Annotated in this window: 18 protein-coding genes; 6 read left to right on the top strand and 12 right to left on the bottom strand. The window is 56.0% G+C overall.

Going from position 1 to position 16,193, the window contains the following annotated elements:
• The first annotated feature begins 7 nt into the window (after window positions 1-7).
• From fdh3B to G7G_RS0105840, 5 genes are all read left to right on the top strand, one after another.
• Window positions 8-601, top strand: coding sequence for a formate dehydrogenase FDH3 subunit beta (gene fdh3B, locus G7G_RS0105860; RefSeq protein ID WP_010439472.1), 594 nt, complete (start codon window positions 8-10; stop codon window positions 599-601).
• A gap of 73 nt (window positions 602-674) precedes the next feature.
• Window positions 675-1,883: a formate dehydrogenase subunit gamma gene (locus G7G_RS24135; protein WP_010439470.1), complete on the top strand. Its 1,209-nt coding sequence runs from the start codon at window positions 675-677 to the stop codon at window positions 1,881-1,883.
• Window positions 1,884-3,146 (top strand): c-type cytochrome, encoded by a 1,263-nt coding sequence (locus tag G7G_RS24130; RefSeq protein ID WP_010439467.1) that lies wholly within the window; start codon window positions 1,884-1,886, stop codon window positions 3,144-3,146.
• 13 nt (window positions 3,147-3,159) lie between these two features.
• Window positions 3,160-3,285 carry a hypothetical protein gene (locus G7G_RS24825; protein ID WP_010439464.1) on the top strand — a complete coding sequence of 42 codons (126 nt, stop codon included), beginning with the start codon at window positions 3,160-3,162 and terminating at the stop codon, window positions 3,283-3,285.
• Complete coding sequence (locus G7G_RS0105840) at window positions 3,286-4,158, top strand: helix-turn-helix transcriptional regulator (RefSeq protein WP_010439462.1); 873 nt, start codon at window positions 3,286-3,288, stop codon at window positions 4,156-4,158.
• Window positions 4,159-4,197: 39 nt separating this feature from the next.
• Here the strand turns inward: G7G_RS0105840 and G7G_RS0105835 are convergent, their stop codons facing one another.
• The 10 genes from G7G_RS0105835 to G7G_RS0105790 all read right to left on the bottom strand — a co-directional run bounded on the left by G7G_RS0105835 (window position 4,198) and on the right by G7G_RS0105790 (window position 13,520).
• Window positions 4,198-5,013 carry an ABC transporter substrate-binding protein gene (locus G7G_RS0105835; protein ID WP_010439461.1) on the bottom strand — a complete coding sequence of 272 codons (816 nt, stop codon included), beginning with the start codon at window positions 5,011-5,013 and terminating at the stop codon, window positions 4,198-4,200.
• A 22-nt stretch (window positions 5,014-5,035) separates the two neighbouring features.
• The gene (locus G7G_RS0105830; protein WP_010439458.1) at window positions 5,036-5,770 is read right to left on the bottom strand and encodes an ATP-binding cassette domain-containing protein; all 735 of its coding nucleotides are present in this window, start codon (window positions 5,768-5,770) and stop codon (window positions 5,036-5,038) included.
• Window positions 5,763-6,476 carry an ABC transporter permease gene (locus G7G_RS0105825; RefSeq protein WP_010439456.1) on the bottom strand — a complete coding sequence of 238 codons (714 nt, stop codon included), beginning with the start codon at window positions 6,474-6,476 and terminating at the stop codon, window positions 5,763-5,765. The genes G7G_RS0105830 and G7G_RS0105825 overlap by 8 nt, the downstream gene beginning before the upstream one ends.
• Before the next feature lie 155 nt (window positions 6,477-6,631).
• Window positions 6,632-7,621 (bottom strand): ABC transporter substrate-binding protein, encoded by a 990-nt coding sequence (locus tag G7G_RS0105820; protein ID WP_010439453.1) that lies wholly within the window; start codon window positions 7,619-7,621, stop codon window positions 6,632-6,634.
• 60 nt (window positions 7,622-7,681) lie between these two features.
• Window positions 7,682-8,527, bottom strand: a complete 846-nt coding sequence (locus G7G_RS0105815; protein WP_010439450.1) for an ABC transporter permease — start codon at window positions 8,525-8,527, stop codon at window positions 7,682-7,684.
• The gene (locus tag G7G_RS0105810) at window positions 8,524-9,441 is read right to left on the bottom strand and encodes an ABC transporter permease (RefSeq protein ID WP_010439448.1); all 918 of its coding nucleotides are present in this window, start codon (window positions 9,439-9,441) and stop codon (window positions 8,524-8,526) included. The genes G7G_RS0105815 and G7G_RS0105810 overlap by 4 nt, the downstream gene beginning before the upstream one ends.
• Window positions 9,438-9,869 carry a GNAT family N-acetyltransferase gene (locus G7G_RS0105805; RefSeq protein ID WP_010439446.1) on the bottom strand — a complete coding sequence of 144 codons (432 nt, stop codon included), beginning with the start codon at window positions 9,867-9,869 and terminating at the stop codon, window positions 9,438-9,440. The genes G7G_RS0105810 and G7G_RS0105805 overlap by 4 nt, the downstream gene beginning before the upstream one ends.
• A complete protein-coding gene (locus G7G_RS0105800; RefSeq protein WP_010439445.1) occupies window positions 9,869-10,666 on the bottom strand; it encodes an ABC transporter ATP-binding protein in 798 nt (265 codons plus the stop codon). The genes G7G_RS0105805 and G7G_RS0105800 overlap by 1 nt, the downstream gene beginning before the upstream one ends.
• Window positions 10,667-10,721: 55 nt before the next feature.
• Complete coding sequence (hydA, locus tag G7G_RS0105795; protein WP_010439443.1) at window positions 10,722-12,176, bottom strand: dihydropyrimidinase; 1,455 nt, start codon at window positions 12,174-12,176, stop codon at window positions 10,722-10,724.
• A 93-nt stretch (window positions 12,177-12,269) separates the two neighbouring features.
• On the bottom strand, window positions 12,270-13,520 hold the full coding sequence (locus G7G_RS0105790; RefSeq protein WP_010439441.1) for a Zn-dependent hydrolase: 1,251 nt from the start codon (window positions 13,518-13,520) through the stop codon (window positions 12,270-12,272).
• A gap of 169 nt (window positions 13,521-13,689) precedes the next feature.
• Between G7G_RS0105790 and G7G_RS0105785 the strand changes: the two genes are divergently transcribed.
• Window positions 13,690-14,298 carry a TetR family transcriptional regulator C-terminal domain-containing protein gene (locus G7G_RS0105785; protein WP_010439439.1) on the top strand — a complete coding sequence of 203 codons (609 nt, stop codon included), beginning with the start codon at window positions 13,690-13,692 and terminating at the stop codon, window positions 14,296-14,298.
• 3 nt (window positions 14,299-14,301) lie between these two features.
• Here G7G_RS0105785 and G7G_RS0105780 read toward each other — a convergent pair whose 3' ends face one another.
• Together G7G_RS0105780 and preA are read right to left on the bottom strand one after the other, a co-directional pair.
• Window positions 14,302-14,781, bottom strand: a complete 480-nt coding sequence (locus G7G_RS0105780) for a hypothetical protein (RefSeq protein ID WP_010439437.1) — start codon at window positions 14,779-14,781, stop codon at window positions 14,302-14,304.
• A 73-nt stretch (window positions 14,782-14,854) separates the two neighbouring features.
• A complete protein-coding gene (gene preA, locus G7G_RS0105775; RefSeq protein WP_010439434.1) occupies window positions 14,855-16,159 on the bottom strand; it encodes an NAD-dependent dihydropyrimidine dehydrogenase subunit PreA in 1,305 nt (434 codons plus the stop codon).
• Between the last annotated feature and the right edge of the window lie 34 nt (window positions 16,160-16,193).

Below are 16,193 nucleotides of genomic sequence, written 5' to 3'. Positions count from 1 at the left end.
GACGATAATGGCTAGAGCAAAGTTTCTCTGCGACGCTGAACGCTGCATCGAGTGCAACGCTTGCGTAACCGCGTGTAAGAACGAGCACGAAGTGCCATGGGGCATCAACCGCCGCAGGGTGGTAACGATCAATGATGGCAACCCTGGCGAACGCTCGATCTCGGTGGCCTGTATGCATTGTTCGGATGCGCCTTGCATGGCGGTGTGCCCGGTCGACTGCTTCTATCAGAACGAAGAAGGCGTCGTCCTGCACTCCAAGGACCTGTGCATTGGTTGCGGCTATTGCTTCTACGCGTGCCCCTTCGGCGCGCCGCAATATCCGCAGGCGGGCAACTTCGGATCGCGCGGCAAGATGGACAAATGTACCTTCTGTGCTGGCGGCCCCGAGGAAACGCACTCGACCGCGGAGTTCGCCAAATACGGTCGCAACCGGATCGCCGAAGGCAAACTGCCGATCTGCGCCGAAATGTGTTCCACCAAAGCCCTGCTTGCCGGTGACGGCGACGTGGTGTCTGCTGTTTACCGCGAACGCGTAGTGGCGCGCGGCTTCGGCTCGGGCGCTTGGGGTTGGGGTACAGCCTACGACCAGAAAGACGGATAACTCCGCTTTCATGAACCAAACAGGCGACCCGCATCCGTGGGTCGCCTGATCAGGGATTTTGACCGAGGTTCAGATGTTCCGCTTACTCTTCGCATTGCTGTTCACCATCGGGCTGGTCCACGCTTCCGTTGCCCAAACCAACGACGCTGAGGCACCCGCAACCACGAATGAACGCGCTTCGACCGGCGGAGCGACAACGCTTGAGGACATTCTGGCCCGTCAGCGCGGTGAGAAGGTCGATAACAGCTATCGGTCGGAAAATACCGGACAGGGCAATGTGGAAGGCCTGCTCGGGCAAATCGGCACGCGCGGCGTCGCCTCAGACAGCGATGTCTATCGCGCGCTGCGCTATGGATCGGCAGATGTCACCGTTTCATCCCATGGACCAGCAGACAGTGTTTTGATTCAAGATGGCGGTATGTGGTGGCTGAATTTCCGTACCGGGCCACTGCGCGAATACGGTACGTACATCATCGCGGGAATGCTTGCGGTCATCGTTCTATTCTTCCTGATCCGCGGAAAAATCCGCATTGATGGCGAAAAGACCGGGCGCAAGGTCCTGCGGTTCAATAGTTTCGAACGGTTCGGACATTGGTTATTTGCCGGTTCATTCCTGATCCTTGGCATCACCGGCCTGCTGGCGCTTTATGGCCGTGACTTCCTGATCCCGATCTTCGGCAAGGAAAGGTTCGCAACCATCGCTCAGGGGGGTAAATGGCTACATAACAACCTCGCCTGGGCCTTCATGCTTGGTCTGATCATCGTCACCGTGAACTGGATTTCACACAACATACCCAACAAGACCGACCTGAAGTGGCTCGCAGCCGGAGGTGGTTTGTTCACCAAGAACAGCCACCCGCCCGCAAAGAAGTTCAACGCAGGTCAAAAGGTGATTTTCTGGGCCTGCATACTACTCGGCGCCTCGATCAGCTTGTCGGGCCTTTCGTTGCTGTTCCCGTTTGAGCTGCCGATGTTCGCAAAGACATTCCAAATCGCCAACGCAACCGGCATTCCACAGATGCTGGGCCTGAACCTACCCGTGCAGATGTCGCCACAAGAAGAGATGCAATATGCTCAGGTTTGGCACGTCATGGTGGCCTATGTGTTCATTGCAATCATCATAGCCCATATCTACCTCGGCTCAGTCGGCATGGAAGGTGCTTTTGACGCCATGGGCACTGGTGAAGTCGAAGAACAATGGGCCCGCGAGCATCACTCGCTGTGGCTGGAAGAGGTGCAGGAAAAAGAGGCCAGCAAAGCGGCGGCCTCACCCGCTGAATAAATGCGCTGGCTGGTTCTGACGCTTGGCTTGATCCCCCTGCCCGCTTGGTCCGAGTTCTTCACGCTCAAAGGCCATGGCGGGCCGATCATGGGGATCGCAATCGCACAAGACGGGCGCATCGCAACGGCGAGTTTCGACAATTCGGTTGGCCTGTGGACCGGACAGACCCCGGAATGGCTGGAAGGCCATGAAGCTGCCGTCAACACTGTCGTGTTCAACGGCACCGCAATCTATTCTGCTGGTGATGATTTCACGCTACGCCGTTGGCCCGGAGGCGAAATCGTTGGACAACACAAAGGAAAGATCGTCGGGCTCGCTGCATCAAAAACTCATGTCGCCACGGCAAGCTGGGACGGAATGATCGGGCTTTGGCCGGTCGATGGGTCAGAACCTATGTTGCTCGGGCCAACGGGCAGCGGGGTAAACGCCGTGGAATTCACTGCTGATGGATCACAGCTTTATTCGGCGGGTGTCGATGGTTCGGTCCGCCTCTGGGATGTCGCGAGCGGTCAGGAGGTGGATCGCCTTATCGAGCACGGGTTCGGCGTGAACAGGTTGGTCTTGAATTCTATCGACAACTGGATCGCCTACGGTGCCGTCGATGGCGTCACCCGCATCCTTGACCTGGCAACTGGCGACGAACGCGATTTCACCCTGGACCGAAGGCCGATACTGGCGCTTGCCCTCAGCCCTGATCGAAGCCTTCTCGCCGTCGGTGATGGTGAAGGTTTTATCATGGTCATCGACACCCTGAACTGGCGTATCTCGCAAGATTTCAGGGCTACGCTACGCGGGCCTGTCTGGGCTCTGGCTTTTTCGAACGATGGGCAAAATATTCATGCTGGCGGAATTGACGAAGCGATGTATAGCTGGCCGATCGCGGCCTCGGAAGACCGCGAGCAGATGGCGGCGGCCGAACCCAGTTTCCTGAAGAACCCGAACGAGATGGGAAATGGGGAACGCCAATTTGCCCGCAAATGCTCAATCTGTCATAGCCTTTCACCGGATGACCAGCGGCGCGCGGGTCCAACCCTGTATGGGGTGTTTGGACGCAAAGCAGGGACAGTACCGGACTATCTTTATTCAGATACACTGCAAACTTCTGATATCATTTGGGATGAAGAGACAATAAACGCTCTTTTCGACAAGGGCCCGGATCATTACATTCCGGGATCAAATATGCCAATGCAGCGGATTAGCGGATCGCAAGACCGCATTGATCTGGTCACCTTTTTACGACACGCCACGGCACCCGAAAACTGAGCCGGAGGAAATAATGAAAGCCTTCCTTTCCGCCGTCGCTGCGATGGTCGTCATTACCGCTGCCGCGCCGATCGTTCTGGACAAGATCGGATTCAGCGCTGCAGCGTCGGGTTCCGGCTCTTCGGTGCGTCTAGACTGAATGTCGCAATACCTGACAACACGCGAATTGGCGGATCTGCTGCGCATTGGTGAGCGGAAAGCCTATGATCTGGCGTCCTCTGGTGAAATCCCTTGCGTGCGGGCAATGGGAAAACTGCTGTTCCCGAAGGCAGAGATCATCGCATGGCTCAATGCCTCGCGCTCTGGTCCGCAGGTGGCTGAACCGCCCCTGCCCCCCATTGTCGCCGGCAGCCATGATCCGCTGCTGGATTGGGCGCTGAGGGAAAGTGGCTCGGGGCTGGCCACCTATTATGACGGTTCATTCGACGGGCTGAACCGCCTATCTGACCGCACAGCACAAGCGGCTGCGTTGCATATCCATGAACCCGAAGGCTTTAACACCCAGTCTTTGCGCGACAAAATGGGCAACGCCCCGGTGATCCTCTACCAAATCGCGCATCGGCAGCGCGGCCTGTTGCTTGCGACTGGCACACCTGAAATCTCTGGTATTCAGGACTTGAAAGGCCGTCGCGTCATCCTGCGACAGGACAGTGCCGCCAGTCAGCACCTTTTCGATGCAGAGCTTGGCAAGCATGGGCTCGGCCGAGAGGACCTGAATGCCCTCCCGATCTGCGCCCGCACTGAAGAAGAACTGGCGATTGCCGTACGGGATGGCAAAGCAGAAGCCGGGTTCGGCCTCGGTGCACTTGCGAGCCCTTATGGGCTGAGCTTTGTGCCCACTCACTCTGAACGGTTAGATCTTGCCATCTGGCGACGCGCTTTCTTTGAGCCGCCGATGCAGACTTTAATCCAGTTCCTGCAATCCGAGCGTTTCTCTGAACGCGCTACCGACCTGGGCGGATATGACCTCAGGTATCTGGGCCAGATTCACCACAACGGCGCAAGTGGCTGATCTTTCTGTCTTTCCAATGACAATTGCCAAAGATGAAATTCATCTTGCGTTCGGAAAGAACATCTGCTGCCCATCCAACTCATAGGATTCAATCGCCGCCTGACCATCAGCACCAATCAACCAATCAATGAACCTCTGCCCCGAAGTTGCACGAACTTTTGAGTGCTTCTCTGGGTTCACCAGAATCACACCATATTGGTTGAACATTCGAGGATCGCCTTCAACCAGGATTTCCAAATCACCTCGATTTCCAAACGAAAGCCATGTTGCGCGATCCGTCAGGATATAAGCGCCCATTCCGCTAGCGATATTCAGCGATGCGCCCATGCCCGCTCCAGCCTCGCGATACCATGTTCCCGACGCAACTGTCGGGTCGACATCTGTCACCTGCCAATAACGCATCTCGGCCTTGTGGGTTCCGCTGTCGTCGCCGCGCGAAACGAAGGGCGCTTTGGAGCTGGCCACTGCCGCAAGGGCTGCGATGATATCGGTATCGCCCTTGACCTCGGCCGGGTCAGATTTCGGGCCGACGAGAACAAAGTCATTATACATGACATCGAACCTCTCAACCCCCCAACCATCAGCAACGAACTGCTCTTCGGCTGATTTGGAATGAACCAACAGGACATCACCATCCCCGTTGATTGCATTTCGGATCGCCTGACCAGTTCCAACAGCCACAACCCGCACATCAATACCGGTTTCGGCCTCAAACCCGGGCAAGATATAATCAAGCAAACCCGAGTTTTGAGTAGAGGTCGTGGACTGCACGATAATAAAGGGTTCTTCCGCCAAACTTGCGCCAGCGGTTAGCCCAAGCGCAACAATTGATGCCCGAATGAAATCAGGGATCATCCCATTTCTCCATCTGTATAAATCAGGTAACGAGGCCACCGGCCAGATACCGGCGCGACTCGTCGCTTTCTGGTGCTTCCAGAACCTGCATTGCTTTACCGTGTTCAACAACTCGCCCTGCTTGCATCATCACTATGTCAGATGCCAACCGGCGTGCTTGTCCAATGTCATGCGTCACCATAACGATGCGTACGCCCCGCTCAGAGGCGCGCAGGATCATCCGTTCGATCATCTGCGTTGCGCTGGGATCCAGTGCGCTGGTGGGTTCATCCAAAAACAACGTCTCGGGGTCCAAGGCCAATGCGCGCAATATTGCGAGCCTTTGCGCCTCACCACCGGAAAGCGAACGCGCGGGTTGACGCGCCTTGCCACCTAGCCCGCCCTCATCCAGCAAGGATTCGATACGATGCTTCCTTTCCGCGCGCGGCATGGATCGCCGTTTCAGAACAAAGTCCAGATTGGCAGCAACAGAACGGCGCAGCAAAACAGGGCTTTGAAATACCATCGCCTGTCGTGCCTTGTGGCGGGCATTCAACACAGCACCGTTCTGACAAACCCGTCCCCGATCTGGTTGTATCAGTCCGTGCAGGCAACGCAGCAGCAGACTTTTACCCGCCCCATTCGGTCCAAGAATAAGGGTCGGGCCCGGACCATCCAGACAAAGGTGCGGGACGTCCAGCAATGCCTTGCCATTACGTGCAATACTCAGGCCGCTCACGTCCAGAATACCCGGCGCCCCGGTCACGACATCACGCATGGCGCAGCCCTTCCCGCTCGGCACGAAGTGTCAGCGCACTGACCATCGCGTTTACCGCCACGGCCAAGCCGATCAGGATCACCCCCAAGGCCAGCGCCATCGCAAGGTTACCTTTGGAGGTTTCAAGAGCGATCGTGGTCGTCATCACGCGTGTGACGTGATTGATGTTTCCACCCACTATGATCACCGCACCAACCTCGGCAATCGCCCGACCAAACCCAGCCAACAAGGCGGTAACCAGCGCCAACCGCGCGTCCCACAACAGCACCGGTACCGACGCCAACCGCGATACCCCAAGCGAGCGGAGCTGTTCGGAATATTCCTCGGCCAGCATTTCAACCACCTGGCGGGTAAGCGCGGCCATGATCGGCGTCACCAGAACCACTTGCGCTATGATCATGGCGGTAGGTGTGTAGAGCAGTTCCAACACACCCAATGGGCCAGATCGGGACAACATCAGGTAAACCAGCAATCCGACGACAACCGGTGGCAATCCCATCAGAGCGTTCATCAAAATGATAAGCGCGCGCCGCCCTGGAAATCGGGCGACCGCCAATGCGGCTCCGACAGGCATACCAATGACTGCCGAAATCAGCACCGCAAACACCGAAACACGCAGCGACAACAGAACAATCGCCCACAACTCGGCATCCCCATTCAGGATCAACGAGATCGCTTGATTGAATTCTGATGCAAAACTCTGCATTCTCTACCCAGTAGATGCCATAACATCACTAAATGCCGCTAATTTCAGTGAAATACTATACCTTTCAACCAGCAAGTACAGGCACGAATCCGGCATCCACAACAGAAAACGCGGCCCCAATGGGACCGCGTTTAGAGTTGCGCGTTTTGCTGAACTTAGTTCAGCGCAGCATCCGTGATTTGGTGTGTCCAAGCACCATCCGGCTGCTTGGTGATAACTGGATCGGAACCACCGGCCAGCAGAGTCTCAACCGTACGATTGAAATCAGCCGGGTCCAGAGCACCATTCGACCCTGCGGTTAGCTTGGCAATCTCACCCATCATGCGTTTCTGATGCTCTTCGGTCTGGGCACCGGTTGCATCATTTTCAAGCACAATCTCAGCGGCCTCATCCGGATTCTCTTCGGCGTATTTCCAGCCTTTCATCGAGGCACGGACAAAACGCTCCATCTTGTCGGCAAAGGCCGCATCGCTCAGATTTTCCTCAAGCACATAGAGGCCATCCTCAAGCGTAGCGACGCCTTGATCTTCGTATTTGAAGGTCACCAGTTCCTCGGGCGTGACACCGGCATCGATGACCTGCCAGTACTCATTGTAGGTCATAGTGCTAATGCAATCGGCCTGGCGCTGCAGCAACGGATCGACGTTAAAGCCTTGCTTAAGAACCTCGACACCGCTGTCGCTTTTGCCATCGGTGCTGATACCCAGCTGGCTCATCCAGCTCATGAACGGGAATTCGTTGCCAAAGAACCAAACACCCAAAGTACGGTTCTTCAGGTCCTCGGGTGCAGCAATTCCAGCATCCTTCCAACAAGTGAGCATCATGCCTGAGCTTTTGAAGGGCTGTGCGATGTTTACCAGAGGCAGACCCTTTTCACGCGCGGCCAGCGCGGCTGGCATCCATTCGACCGTCACGTCTGCACCACCGCCTGCAATCACCTGAGTGGGTGCAATGTCGGGGCCACCGGGTAGAATTGTAACGTCCAGCCCCTCTTCTTCGTAGAACCCCTTGTCCTTCGCCACATAGTAGCCTGCAAACTGGGCCTGCGTGACCCACTTCAATTGCAGCGTCACCTCATCGGCAGCAAGTGCCGCGCTGGCTGCCAGGCTAAAGGCGGCAACCGCCCCGCTGAGTAGCTTCTTCATCATCATATCTCCTAGTTGCTTATGTTTGCCCCGTTTGTGGGGTCTGTTGAATTATTACATTTATCCTCGCTGAGACGGATGCCAGAAGGTCACCGCCTTTTCGATCATCGCCACAAGGCCGTAAAAGGCCGTCCCTGCCAGCGCTGCGACCACGATCTCGGCCCACACCATATCCAGCGACAATTGCCCGACGCTGGTGGATATCCGAAAGCCCATGCCCAGGGTGGGTGAGCCAAAGAACTCGGCCACGATAGCGCCGATCAGGGCGAGTGTGGTAGAAATCTTTAATCCGTTGAATATGAATGGCATCGCGGCAGGCAGGCGCAGTTTAAGAAAGCTTTGCCAATAGGTGGCCGCATAGGTCTCCATCAAATCCCTCTGCATCGCAGTGGCTTCGCGCAGCCCCGCCACCGTGTTCACCAGCATTGGGAAGAACACCATCACTACGACAACGGCCGCCTTCGAATGCCAGTCGAAGCCGAACCACATTACCAGAATAGGCGCTGTGCCCACGATCGGCAGCGCTGCGACGAAGTTGCCGACAGGAAGAAGCCCGAGCCGCAGGAAATCCCATCGATCCACGGCAATCGCCATCAGGAAGGCCGAACCGCAGCCGATGAGATAGCCACTCAAAGCGCCCTTGATGATCGTTTGTACAAAGTCCGCCCAAAGAGTTGGCAAGCTGTCCCAGAAACGAACCCAGATGACAGATGGTGCCGGCAGGATGACCAATGGCACCTCGAGGCCGCGCACGACCAACTCCCAGATGCCAATGACGGTTAAACCGAAGATCAAAGGCGCAAGAAACCGCACCATCCGTGTGTCGGAATAGGGTCCGCTGGCCAGACGGCTGTTCAACCACCAGCCCAATAACCAGACAGCTATTGCACCAAGAATAGGTATCATTGTGCCATCCCCATCCGTTTCAGAACCGTCCGCTCAATCAGCCCCAACAACCCTACAAGACAAGCGGCAAGAATGGCCGCTGCAAACAGCGCTGACCAGATTTGCACGGTCTGGCCGTAATAGCTGCCTGCGAGCAATCGCGCGCCCAACCCCGCCACAGCACCTGTAGGCAGTTCCCCAACGATGGCCCCTACCAAAGACGCAGCGACGCCAATTTTCAGCGATGTAAACAGATAGGGCATCGAGGCCGGCAGACGCAGTTTCCAGAACCCCTGCGAGCGGCTGGCATTATACGTCCGCAACAGATCAAGCTGCATGGCATCCGGACTGCGCAGCCCTTTCACCATACCAACAACGACGGGGAAGAAACTCAGATACGCCGAAATGATCGCCTTCGGAATGATCCCCTGCACGCCGACCGAATACAGAACTACGATGATCATCGGCGCCAGCGCGATGATTGGGATGGTCTGGCTAACAATCGCCCAGGGCATCACCGACAAGTCCATCACCCGGCTATGCACAATTCCAACGGCCAGCAGAATGCCCAGCCCGGTCCCGATAACGAAACCCAGCATTGTTGCACTTAACGTGACCCAACCATGATAGATCAGCGAGCGTTTTGAGGTGATTTTCTTCTGAACCGTGGTCTCCCACATTTCAATCGCAACCTGATGGGGCGCTGGAAGGCGCGGACGCTCTTGCTCCCATGTTGCAGGTATGGCGAAAGCGTTATTCAGGGCCAAACCGATCTCATCCATGTCTCGGCGATCTTTGGCTGAGGGCGGCTGGACTTCGGCCCCCGCACGCTCCTGTTCAGTCAGAACCCCTTTGATATTCATCGGGATACAGGCCGCGTACCACACGATAACAATCGCGGCGAGGACAGTGAGGACTGCAACAATTTGCTTCATGCCTGCCACTCCATCCGAATGACAGGTACCGTGTCAGGCGGCACCGGTGGCTCCCGTCCCGTCTCGATAAACCCTTCGCGACGATAGAACCGCTGCGCGTCCACATTGGGCTCATGCGTCGTTAGCCAAAGATGGTCGCGCCCTTCCTTCGCCTTATCCAACAACCGTTTGCCGACACCCCGTCCCGTCCGCAGACAATAAAGCGCGCCCACTTTGTTCTCGACCGGATCAACCGACATGTAACAATCAGGCGGATCTCCGGCGACCCAGACGTCCCGGTTGGGAAACGCCTCACGGATCAGGCCCGCCAGTTCCTCTTGCGGCAGTTCATCGGGCATCCAGCCCGTCTGCTTCGCCCAGGTCCAAATGATCCGCGCGCAATCTTTCACATCATCCAAAGATGCCCGTCTGATGCCGTCACCCGCCATCAAACATCATCCCCATGACCGGCCCTCAACCCCTCGCGCACGCGATGAGCAACTTCGATAAACTCGGGCGTATCGCGAATATCCAATGGCCGCTCTTTCGGCAGAGGACTATCGATCACATCCGTGATCCGACCAGGCCGTGGGCTCATAACCACGATCTTGGTGCTGAGATACACCGCCTCGGGGATCGAGTGGGTAACGAAGCCGATAGTCTTCTCGGTCCGAGCCCACAGCGCTAAGAGCTGTTCGTTCAGATGGTCGCGCACAATCTCATCCAAGGCACCGAACGGTTCATCCATCAGCAAGATGTCTGCATCAAAGGCCAGGGCTCGCGCAATGCTGGCCCGCTGCTGCATGCCTCCTGATAGCTGCCAGGGGAATTTGCCCTCAAACCCTTCAAGATCAACAAGTTCCAAGACCTTTTTAACCCGTTCATCCTGCTCAGCAGACGAATAACCCATAATCTCAAGCGGCAGCTTGATATTCTTCGCAATCGTTCGCCATGGATACAGCCCCGCCGCCTGAAACACATACCCGTAAGCCCGGTTTCTCCGCGCCTCATCCGGGGTCATTCCATTGACGGTTAAGGACCCACCCGTCGGCGTCTCCAGCGCCGCGATACAGCGCAGGAAAGTGGTTTTGCCACAGCCAGATGGACCGATGAAACTGACAAACTCCCCCTTGCCAACCGACAAGTTCACATCTTTCAGCGCATGAATAGGCCCATCATTCGTCTGAAATGTAAGATCCAGCTGCCTTGCCTCAATAACGGGCTGAGTAGTATTTTCTGTATTCATTCCATTGCCTTGAAGAAGCTCAGACCCGGGTCGCCGGAAAGGCGACCCAAGGGGTTTACACACCCGTTGCCGGTATACCTGTCCGCTCAACAGGCCGGGGCGCTGTCAACTCTTTCCAGGTGCTCAGCGCCTTGTTCACATGGGTATTGGCCTCACGCGCCACGAACTTCCCGTGCCCTTCCTGAGTCTGAATCTCACCATCATGCACGGCCACCGCACCGCGGGTCAGCGTGAATCGAGGCAACCCGCGCACCTCTTTGCCCTCGAAGACGTTGTAGTCGATGGAGGATTGCTGTGTCTCGGCCGAGATCACCTTGGCCTTGTCCGGATCCCAAACAACCAGATCAGCATCCGCGCCCACAAGGATTGCGCCTTTTTTCGGATAGCAATTCAATATCTTGGCGATGTTAGTTGAAGTAACAGCCACGAACTCATTCGGCGTCAGACGCCCGGTATTCACCCCATGGGTCCATAGCATCGGCATCCGATCTTCCAACCCTCCGGTCCCGTTCGGGATTTTGGTGAAATCGCCCACGCCATATCGTTTCTGCTCAGTCGTAAACGCACAATGGTCCGTGGCCACAACGCTCAACGTTCCAGACTGTAGACCATTCCAAAGGCTGTCCTGATGCTGCTTGTTCCGGAACGGAGGGCTCATAACCCGACGTGCCGCGTGTTCCCAATCGTGGTGGAAGTACTCGCTTTCATCCAAGGTCAGGTGTTGGATCAATGGCTCGCCCCATACACGCTTGCCCTGCATCTTGGCGCGCCGAATGGCCTCATGCGCCTCTTCGCAGGAGGTATGCACCACATAGAGCGGCACACCTGCCATATCTGCGATCATGATCGCCCGGTTGGTTGCCTCGCCTTCCACCTGCGGTGGACGGGAATAGGCATGCGCTTCTGGCCCTGTATTTCCTTCTGCCAACAACTTCGCACTCAGCTCAGCAACCACATCTCCATTCTCGGCATGGACCATCGCAGTGCCACCTAGCTCCGCAAGACGTTTGAACGAGGCAAAAAGCTCATCGTCGTTCACCATCAGCGCGCCTTTATAGGCCATGAAATGCTTGAAGGTGTTGATGCCGCGCGTCTCGATGACGGTTTTGATGTCATCAAACACCTGCTCACCCCACCAGGTCACCGCCATGTGGAACGAATAATCACAGTTTGCCCGCGTTGACTTGTTGTCCCAGCGTTTCAGCGCGTCCAACAAGCTTTCACCCGGATTGGGCAGCGCAAAATCCACCACCATCGTGGTCCCGCCAGCCAGCGCCGCGCGCGTCCCGCTTTCAAAATCGTCACTGGAATAGGTGCCCATAAACGGCATTTCCAAATGCGTATGCGGGTCGATCCCACCGGGCATGACATAACAGCCCGACGCATCAAGTTCCTTGTCACCACGCAGGTCCGGCCCAATTTCGGTAATCACGCCACCTTCAACCTTCACGTCCGCCTTGTAGGTCAGATCAGCGGTCACAACGGTTCCGTTCTTGATCACAGTGCTCATGTTAAACTCCCTGATGCGGTCTGCGCCGCTTGCTTCATCTGGCTAAAAATATCCCCCCGGGGGGGGGGCCATCGGGCGACGGGGTAAAGCCCCCTATTCCACGATCTCGGCCGTTTCAACGACGGCGTGCAGCAAAACATCCGCCCCGGCTGCAGCCCAATCCTTGCTGATTTCTTCAGCCTCATTGTGGCTGAGCCCATCCACGCAGGGGCACATCACCATCGCTGTCGGGGCAACTCGATTGATCCAGCAGGCATCATGTCCCGCGCCTGAAATGATATCTGTATGTGAATAACCCAACCGTTCAGCCGCGTCGCGCACCGCAGCCACGCAACCTTCATCGAATTTTACTGGATCAAAGCCGCCAACCTTCTCGAATTCGATCTGCAGTCCCATCTCATTGACGATATCCTCTGCCGCGACGCGCAGCCGGTTCTCCATATCGGTGATCACATCCAACTCGGGTGATCTGAAATCGACCGTAAACACCGCCTTTCCCGGGATCACATTGCGCGAGTTCGGGTACACGTCGATATGACCCGCCGCACCAACGGCATGAGGCGCATGTGACCACGCAATCTCATCCACTTTCTCAAGAATACGTGCCATTGCCAGCCCGGCATTCTTACGCATCGGCATCGGAGTAGACCCGGTATGCGCATCCTTGCCAGTCACTGTGACTTGGGTCCAGCTTAGCCCCTGGCCATGCGTGACAACGCCGATATCCTTGCCCTCGGCTTCCAGTATGGGGCCCTGTTCGATGTGCAGTTCGAAGAACGCGTGCATCTTGCGCGCACCCACCTCTTCATCACCGCGCCAGCCGATACGGTTCAACTCATCCCCGAATTTTTTGCCCTCGGCATCCTCACGATCATAGGCCCAATCCTGCGTGTGCATTCCGGCGAATACGCCCGAAGACAACATCGCAGGCGCGTATCGCGTCCCCTCTTCGTTGGTCCAGTTGGTCGCGACGATGGGGTGCTTGGTTTTGATCCCAAGATCATTCAACGTGCGAATGATCTCCAACCCACCCAACACGCCAAGCACACCGTCGTATTTGCCGCCAGTCGGCTGAGTATCCAGATGCGACCCAACATATACCGGCAACGCTTCAGCATCAGCGCCTTCTCGACGGGCGAACATGTTACCCATCTGGTCCAATCCCATGGAGCAACCCGCGTCCTCGCACCACTTTTGAAACAATGCGCGCCCTTCGGCATCCTCATCAGTCAACGTCTGGCGATTATTGCCACCCGCCACACCGGGCCCGATCTTGGCCATCTCCATCAGGCTGTCCCATAACCTGTCGCCATTGATCCTGAGATTCTGCGCCGGAGCTGCCATCTTTTTCTTCCCTGTTGCTTGCGATTTAGCTCGCTTTTGGTGTCTTGATTTGACCATCTGGTCAAACTCACGCTATCACGGGTTCGACATCAGTCAAGAAAATGCATGGTATTGCCGAAATTTTCGACATATCCGCCACGCAGAAAACCAAAAATAGGCACAGGGAAACATGCCCAAGGACCGCGCGCCAACACGGATTCAGCAAAAAAACCGAGCAGCGATTCTAGACGCTGCCCTGAATGTGTTCTCTGCACATGGATATCGCGGGGCCACCGTTGACCAAATCGCCACCGAGGCGGGATTGAGCAAACCCAATCTGCTCTATTACTTCCCGTCAAAAGAGGCGATTCACACTGCCCTTCTAACTGGCTTACTTGAGGTATGGTTGGCACCTTTGCACGAGCTTGACGAAAACGGAGAGCCGCTGGAAGAGATCTTATCTTACGTCCGCCGAAAGCTTGAGATGAGCCGCGACCTCCCCCGCGAAAGCCGCCTGTTTGCAAATGAACTGGTTCAGGGAGCGCCTCGCATTCACGATGCTTTATCCAGCGATCTCAAGAAGCTGGTCGATGAAAAAACAGCCATCCTTACCCGTTGGATGGATCAGGGAAAGATTGCGCGCCTGCATCCCTATCATTTGATTTTCTCAATCTGGGCTCTGACCCAGCATTATGCAGATTTTGACGTGCAGGTTCGCGCAATCTTGGGCGATGAAGATCCTTTTGAAGGCGCCGAGACTTTCGTTGACACACTCTATCGCAAACTTCTAACGCCGTAGACGTTACTTCGCCGGTTTCAGGGCTAGAATACGCTTCAAAATCACGATGGTCATGGCCAGAATTATGGTCAAGTCGCCCATTGTATTGACTGTGTTGATTTTGGGTACTTTTCCGGCATCCCGTACAATTGCGGTGTACATCTTGGGCTGCTGAACACCTACTGAATGCTCACGTTCGGATGCTTTAATGAAAGTGCTAAAGTCCTTAAGAGATTTAACCTTTTTCGTAACTTGGTTCAGAAATCTCTGATCCAGTTGCCGGTCCTCTTTCAGCTTCTTAAGCATCTCTTCGATCGAGCGTCGAAGTTTGATCAATTGTTCCAGATCCTTTTTGACCTGCTTTTGATGTTTCACAAAATTTTTTGCAGCAAGCGCGTCGCGCTGTTTCGCTTTGGAAAGGGCGACATTCTTCTTGGATGTATCCCGATCAAGCTTTGTGACCCGGTTGCCACCTTTGTTCCGACCCATTGGTGCCGCTGACATGACATGCTCCTTTGATCCTGTCCGTCAGCGGCAGTGTATCACCGAACCGGTTGTAGCGGGATTCCGGAATCTCTTACTCGGCGGCCTTGGCCATCGGATTGTTCGGATGCGTTGTCCAGTTGGCATATTCGGGATTAACCACTTTGCCCGTGCGCGGATCAACCTCTCCGGCCGCCATTGGCTCCATCGAGATACAGCCTTCGACCGGGCAGACATCGACACACAGGTTGCAGGCAACGCATTCTTCATCGATGACTTCGAATACCCGATCTGCCGACATCGAAATCGCCTGATGGCTGGTGTCCTCGCAGGCGGCATAGCAGCGGCCACACTTGATACACTGGTCCTGATCAATTTTCGCTTTTGCGATGTAGTTGAGATTCAAATATTGCCAGTCAGTGACATTGGGCACCGCGCGGCCGATCACCTGATCGATGCTGGTATAGCCTTTCTCGTCCATCCATTCTGACAAGCCTGCAGTCAGTTCGTCGATGATCTTAAAGCCATAGGTCATTGCTGCGGTGCAGACCTGAACATTACCACAACCAAGCGAGATAAACTCTGCAGCGTCGCGCCAAGTGGTCACGCCGCCGATGCCCGAGATCGGCAGGCCACGCGTGGCTTCAGCCCGCGCAATCTCTGACACCATGGACAAAGCAATCGGCTTCACCGCCGGACCACAATAGCCACCATGGCTGCCTTTGCCGTCAATCGATGGTTCGGGGCTGAACGTATCCAGATTTACACTGGTGATCGAGTTGATCGTATTTATCAGCGACACCGCATCCGCACCGCCGTTCTTAGCTGCCGCTGCGGGTTTGCGGATATCGGTTATGTTCGGCGTCAGTTTCACGATAACCGGGCGGTCGTAGTACTGTTTGCACCACCGGGTCACCATTTCGATGTATTCCGGCACCTGCCCAACAGCCGAGCCCATGCCGCGCTCGCTCATCCCATGCGGGCAACCGAAATTCAGCTCGATCCCATCCGCGCCAGTTTCAGCCACGCGTGGCAGAATGGCCTTCCACGCGGCTTCTTCACAGGGCACCATGATCGAGGCGATCAGCGCGCGATCTGGGTAGTCGGCCTTAACACGGGCCATTTCCTCAAGGTTCACCTCAAGTGGCCGGTCGGTAATCAGTTCGATGTTGTTGAGCCCCAGCAGCCGGCGGTCCGCCCCGTAGATCGCGCCATAACGCGGCCCATTTACGTTTACGACCGGAGGGCCTTCGGACCCCAAAGTCTTCCATACCACGCCGCCCCAACCGGCCTCAAAGGCGCGGCGGACATTGTATTCCTTGTCAGTCGGCGGCGCCGAGGCCAGCCAATAAGGGTTTGGACTTGAAATTCCCAGAAAGTTTGATTTTAAATCAGCCATTTATCCGGCCTCCCTGATGCAGGTTTGCATCTTT

It is taken from the genome of Ruegeria conchae (genome assembly GCF_000192475.1).
GTDB lineage: Bacteria > Pseudomonadota > Alphaproteobacteria > Rhodobacterales > Rhodobacteraceae > Ruegeria > Ruegeria conchae.
This window is presented reverse-complemented; position numbering and strand designations above follow the sequence as displayed.

Excerpts from the sequence above, each read along its gene's own strand:
- G7G_RS0105835 (WP_010439461.1), bottom strand. The coding sequence starts at position 5,013 with ATGATCCCTGATTTCATTCGGGCATCAATTGTTGCGCTTGGGCTAACC.
- G7G_RS24135 (WP_010439470.1), top strand. The coding sequence starts at position 675 with ATGTTCCGCTTACTCTTCGCATTGCTGTTCACCATCGGGCTGGTCCAC.
- G7G_RS24825 (WP_010439464.1), top strand. The coding sequence starts at position 3,160 with ATGAAAGCCTTCCTTTCCGCCGTCGCTGCGATGGTCGTCATTACCGCT.
- G7G_RS0105825 (WP_010439456.1), bottom strand. The coding sequence starts at position 6,476 with ATGCAGAGTTTTGCATCAGAATTCAATCAAGCGATCTCGTTGATCCTG.
- G7G_RS0105840 (WP_010439462.1), top strand. The coding sequence starts at position 3,286 with ATGTCGCAATACCTGACAACACGCGAATTGGCGGATCTGCTGCGCATT.
- G7G_RS24130 (WP_010439467.1), top strand. The coding sequence starts at position 1,884 with ATGCGCTGGCTGGTTCTGACGCTTGGCTTGATCCCCCTGCCCGCTTGG.
- G7G_RS0105800 (WP_010439445.1), bottom strand. The coding sequence starts at position 10,666 with ATGAATACAGAAAATACTACTCAGCCCGTTATTGAGGCAAGGCAGCTG.
- G7G_RS0105810 (WP_010439448.1), bottom strand. The coding sequence starts at position 9,441 with ATGAAGCAAATTGTTGCAGTCCTCACTGTCCTCGCCGCGATTGTTATC.
- G7G_RS0105815 (WP_010439450.1), bottom strand. The coding sequence starts at position 8,527 with ATGATACCTATTCTTGGTGCAATAGCTGTCTGGTTATTGGGCTGGTGG.
- hydA (WP_010439443.1), bottom strand. The coding sequence starts at position 12,176 with ATGAGCACTGTGATCAAGAACGGAACCGTTGTGACCGCTGATCTGACC.
- preA (WP_010439434.1), bottom strand. The coding sequence starts at position 16,159 with ATGGCTGATTTAAAATCAAACTTTCTGGGAATTTCAAGTCCAAACCCT.
- G7G_RS0105785 (WP_010439439.1), top strand. The coding sequence starts at position 13,690 with ATGCCCAAGGACCGCGCGCCAACACGGATTCAGCAAAAAAACCGAGCA.
- G7G_RS0105780 (WP_010439437.1), bottom strand. The coding sequence starts at position 14,781 with ATGTCAGCGGCACCAATGGGTCGGAACAAAGGTGGCAACCGGGTCACA.
- G7G_RS0105830 (WP_010439458.1), bottom strand. The coding sequence starts at position 5,770 with ATGCGTGATGTCGTGACCGGGGCGCCGGGTATTCTGGACGTGAGCGGC.
- G7G_RS0105805 (WP_010439446.1), bottom strand. The coding sequence starts at position 9,869 with ATGGCGGGTGACGGCATCAGACGGGCATCTTTGGATGATGTGAAAGAT.
- fdh3B (WP_010439472.1), top strand. The coding sequence starts at position 8 with ATGGCTAGAGCAAAGTTTCTCTGCGACGCTGAACGCTGCATCGAGTGC.
- G7G_RS0105820 (WP_010439453.1), bottom strand. The coding sequence starts at position 7,621 with ATGAAGAAGCTACTCAGCGGGGCGGTTGCCGCCTTTAGCCTGGCAGCC.
- G7G_RS0105790 (WP_010439441.1), bottom strand. The coding sequence starts at position 13,520 with ATGGCAGCTCCGGCGCAGAATCTCAGGATCAATGGCGACAGGTTATGG.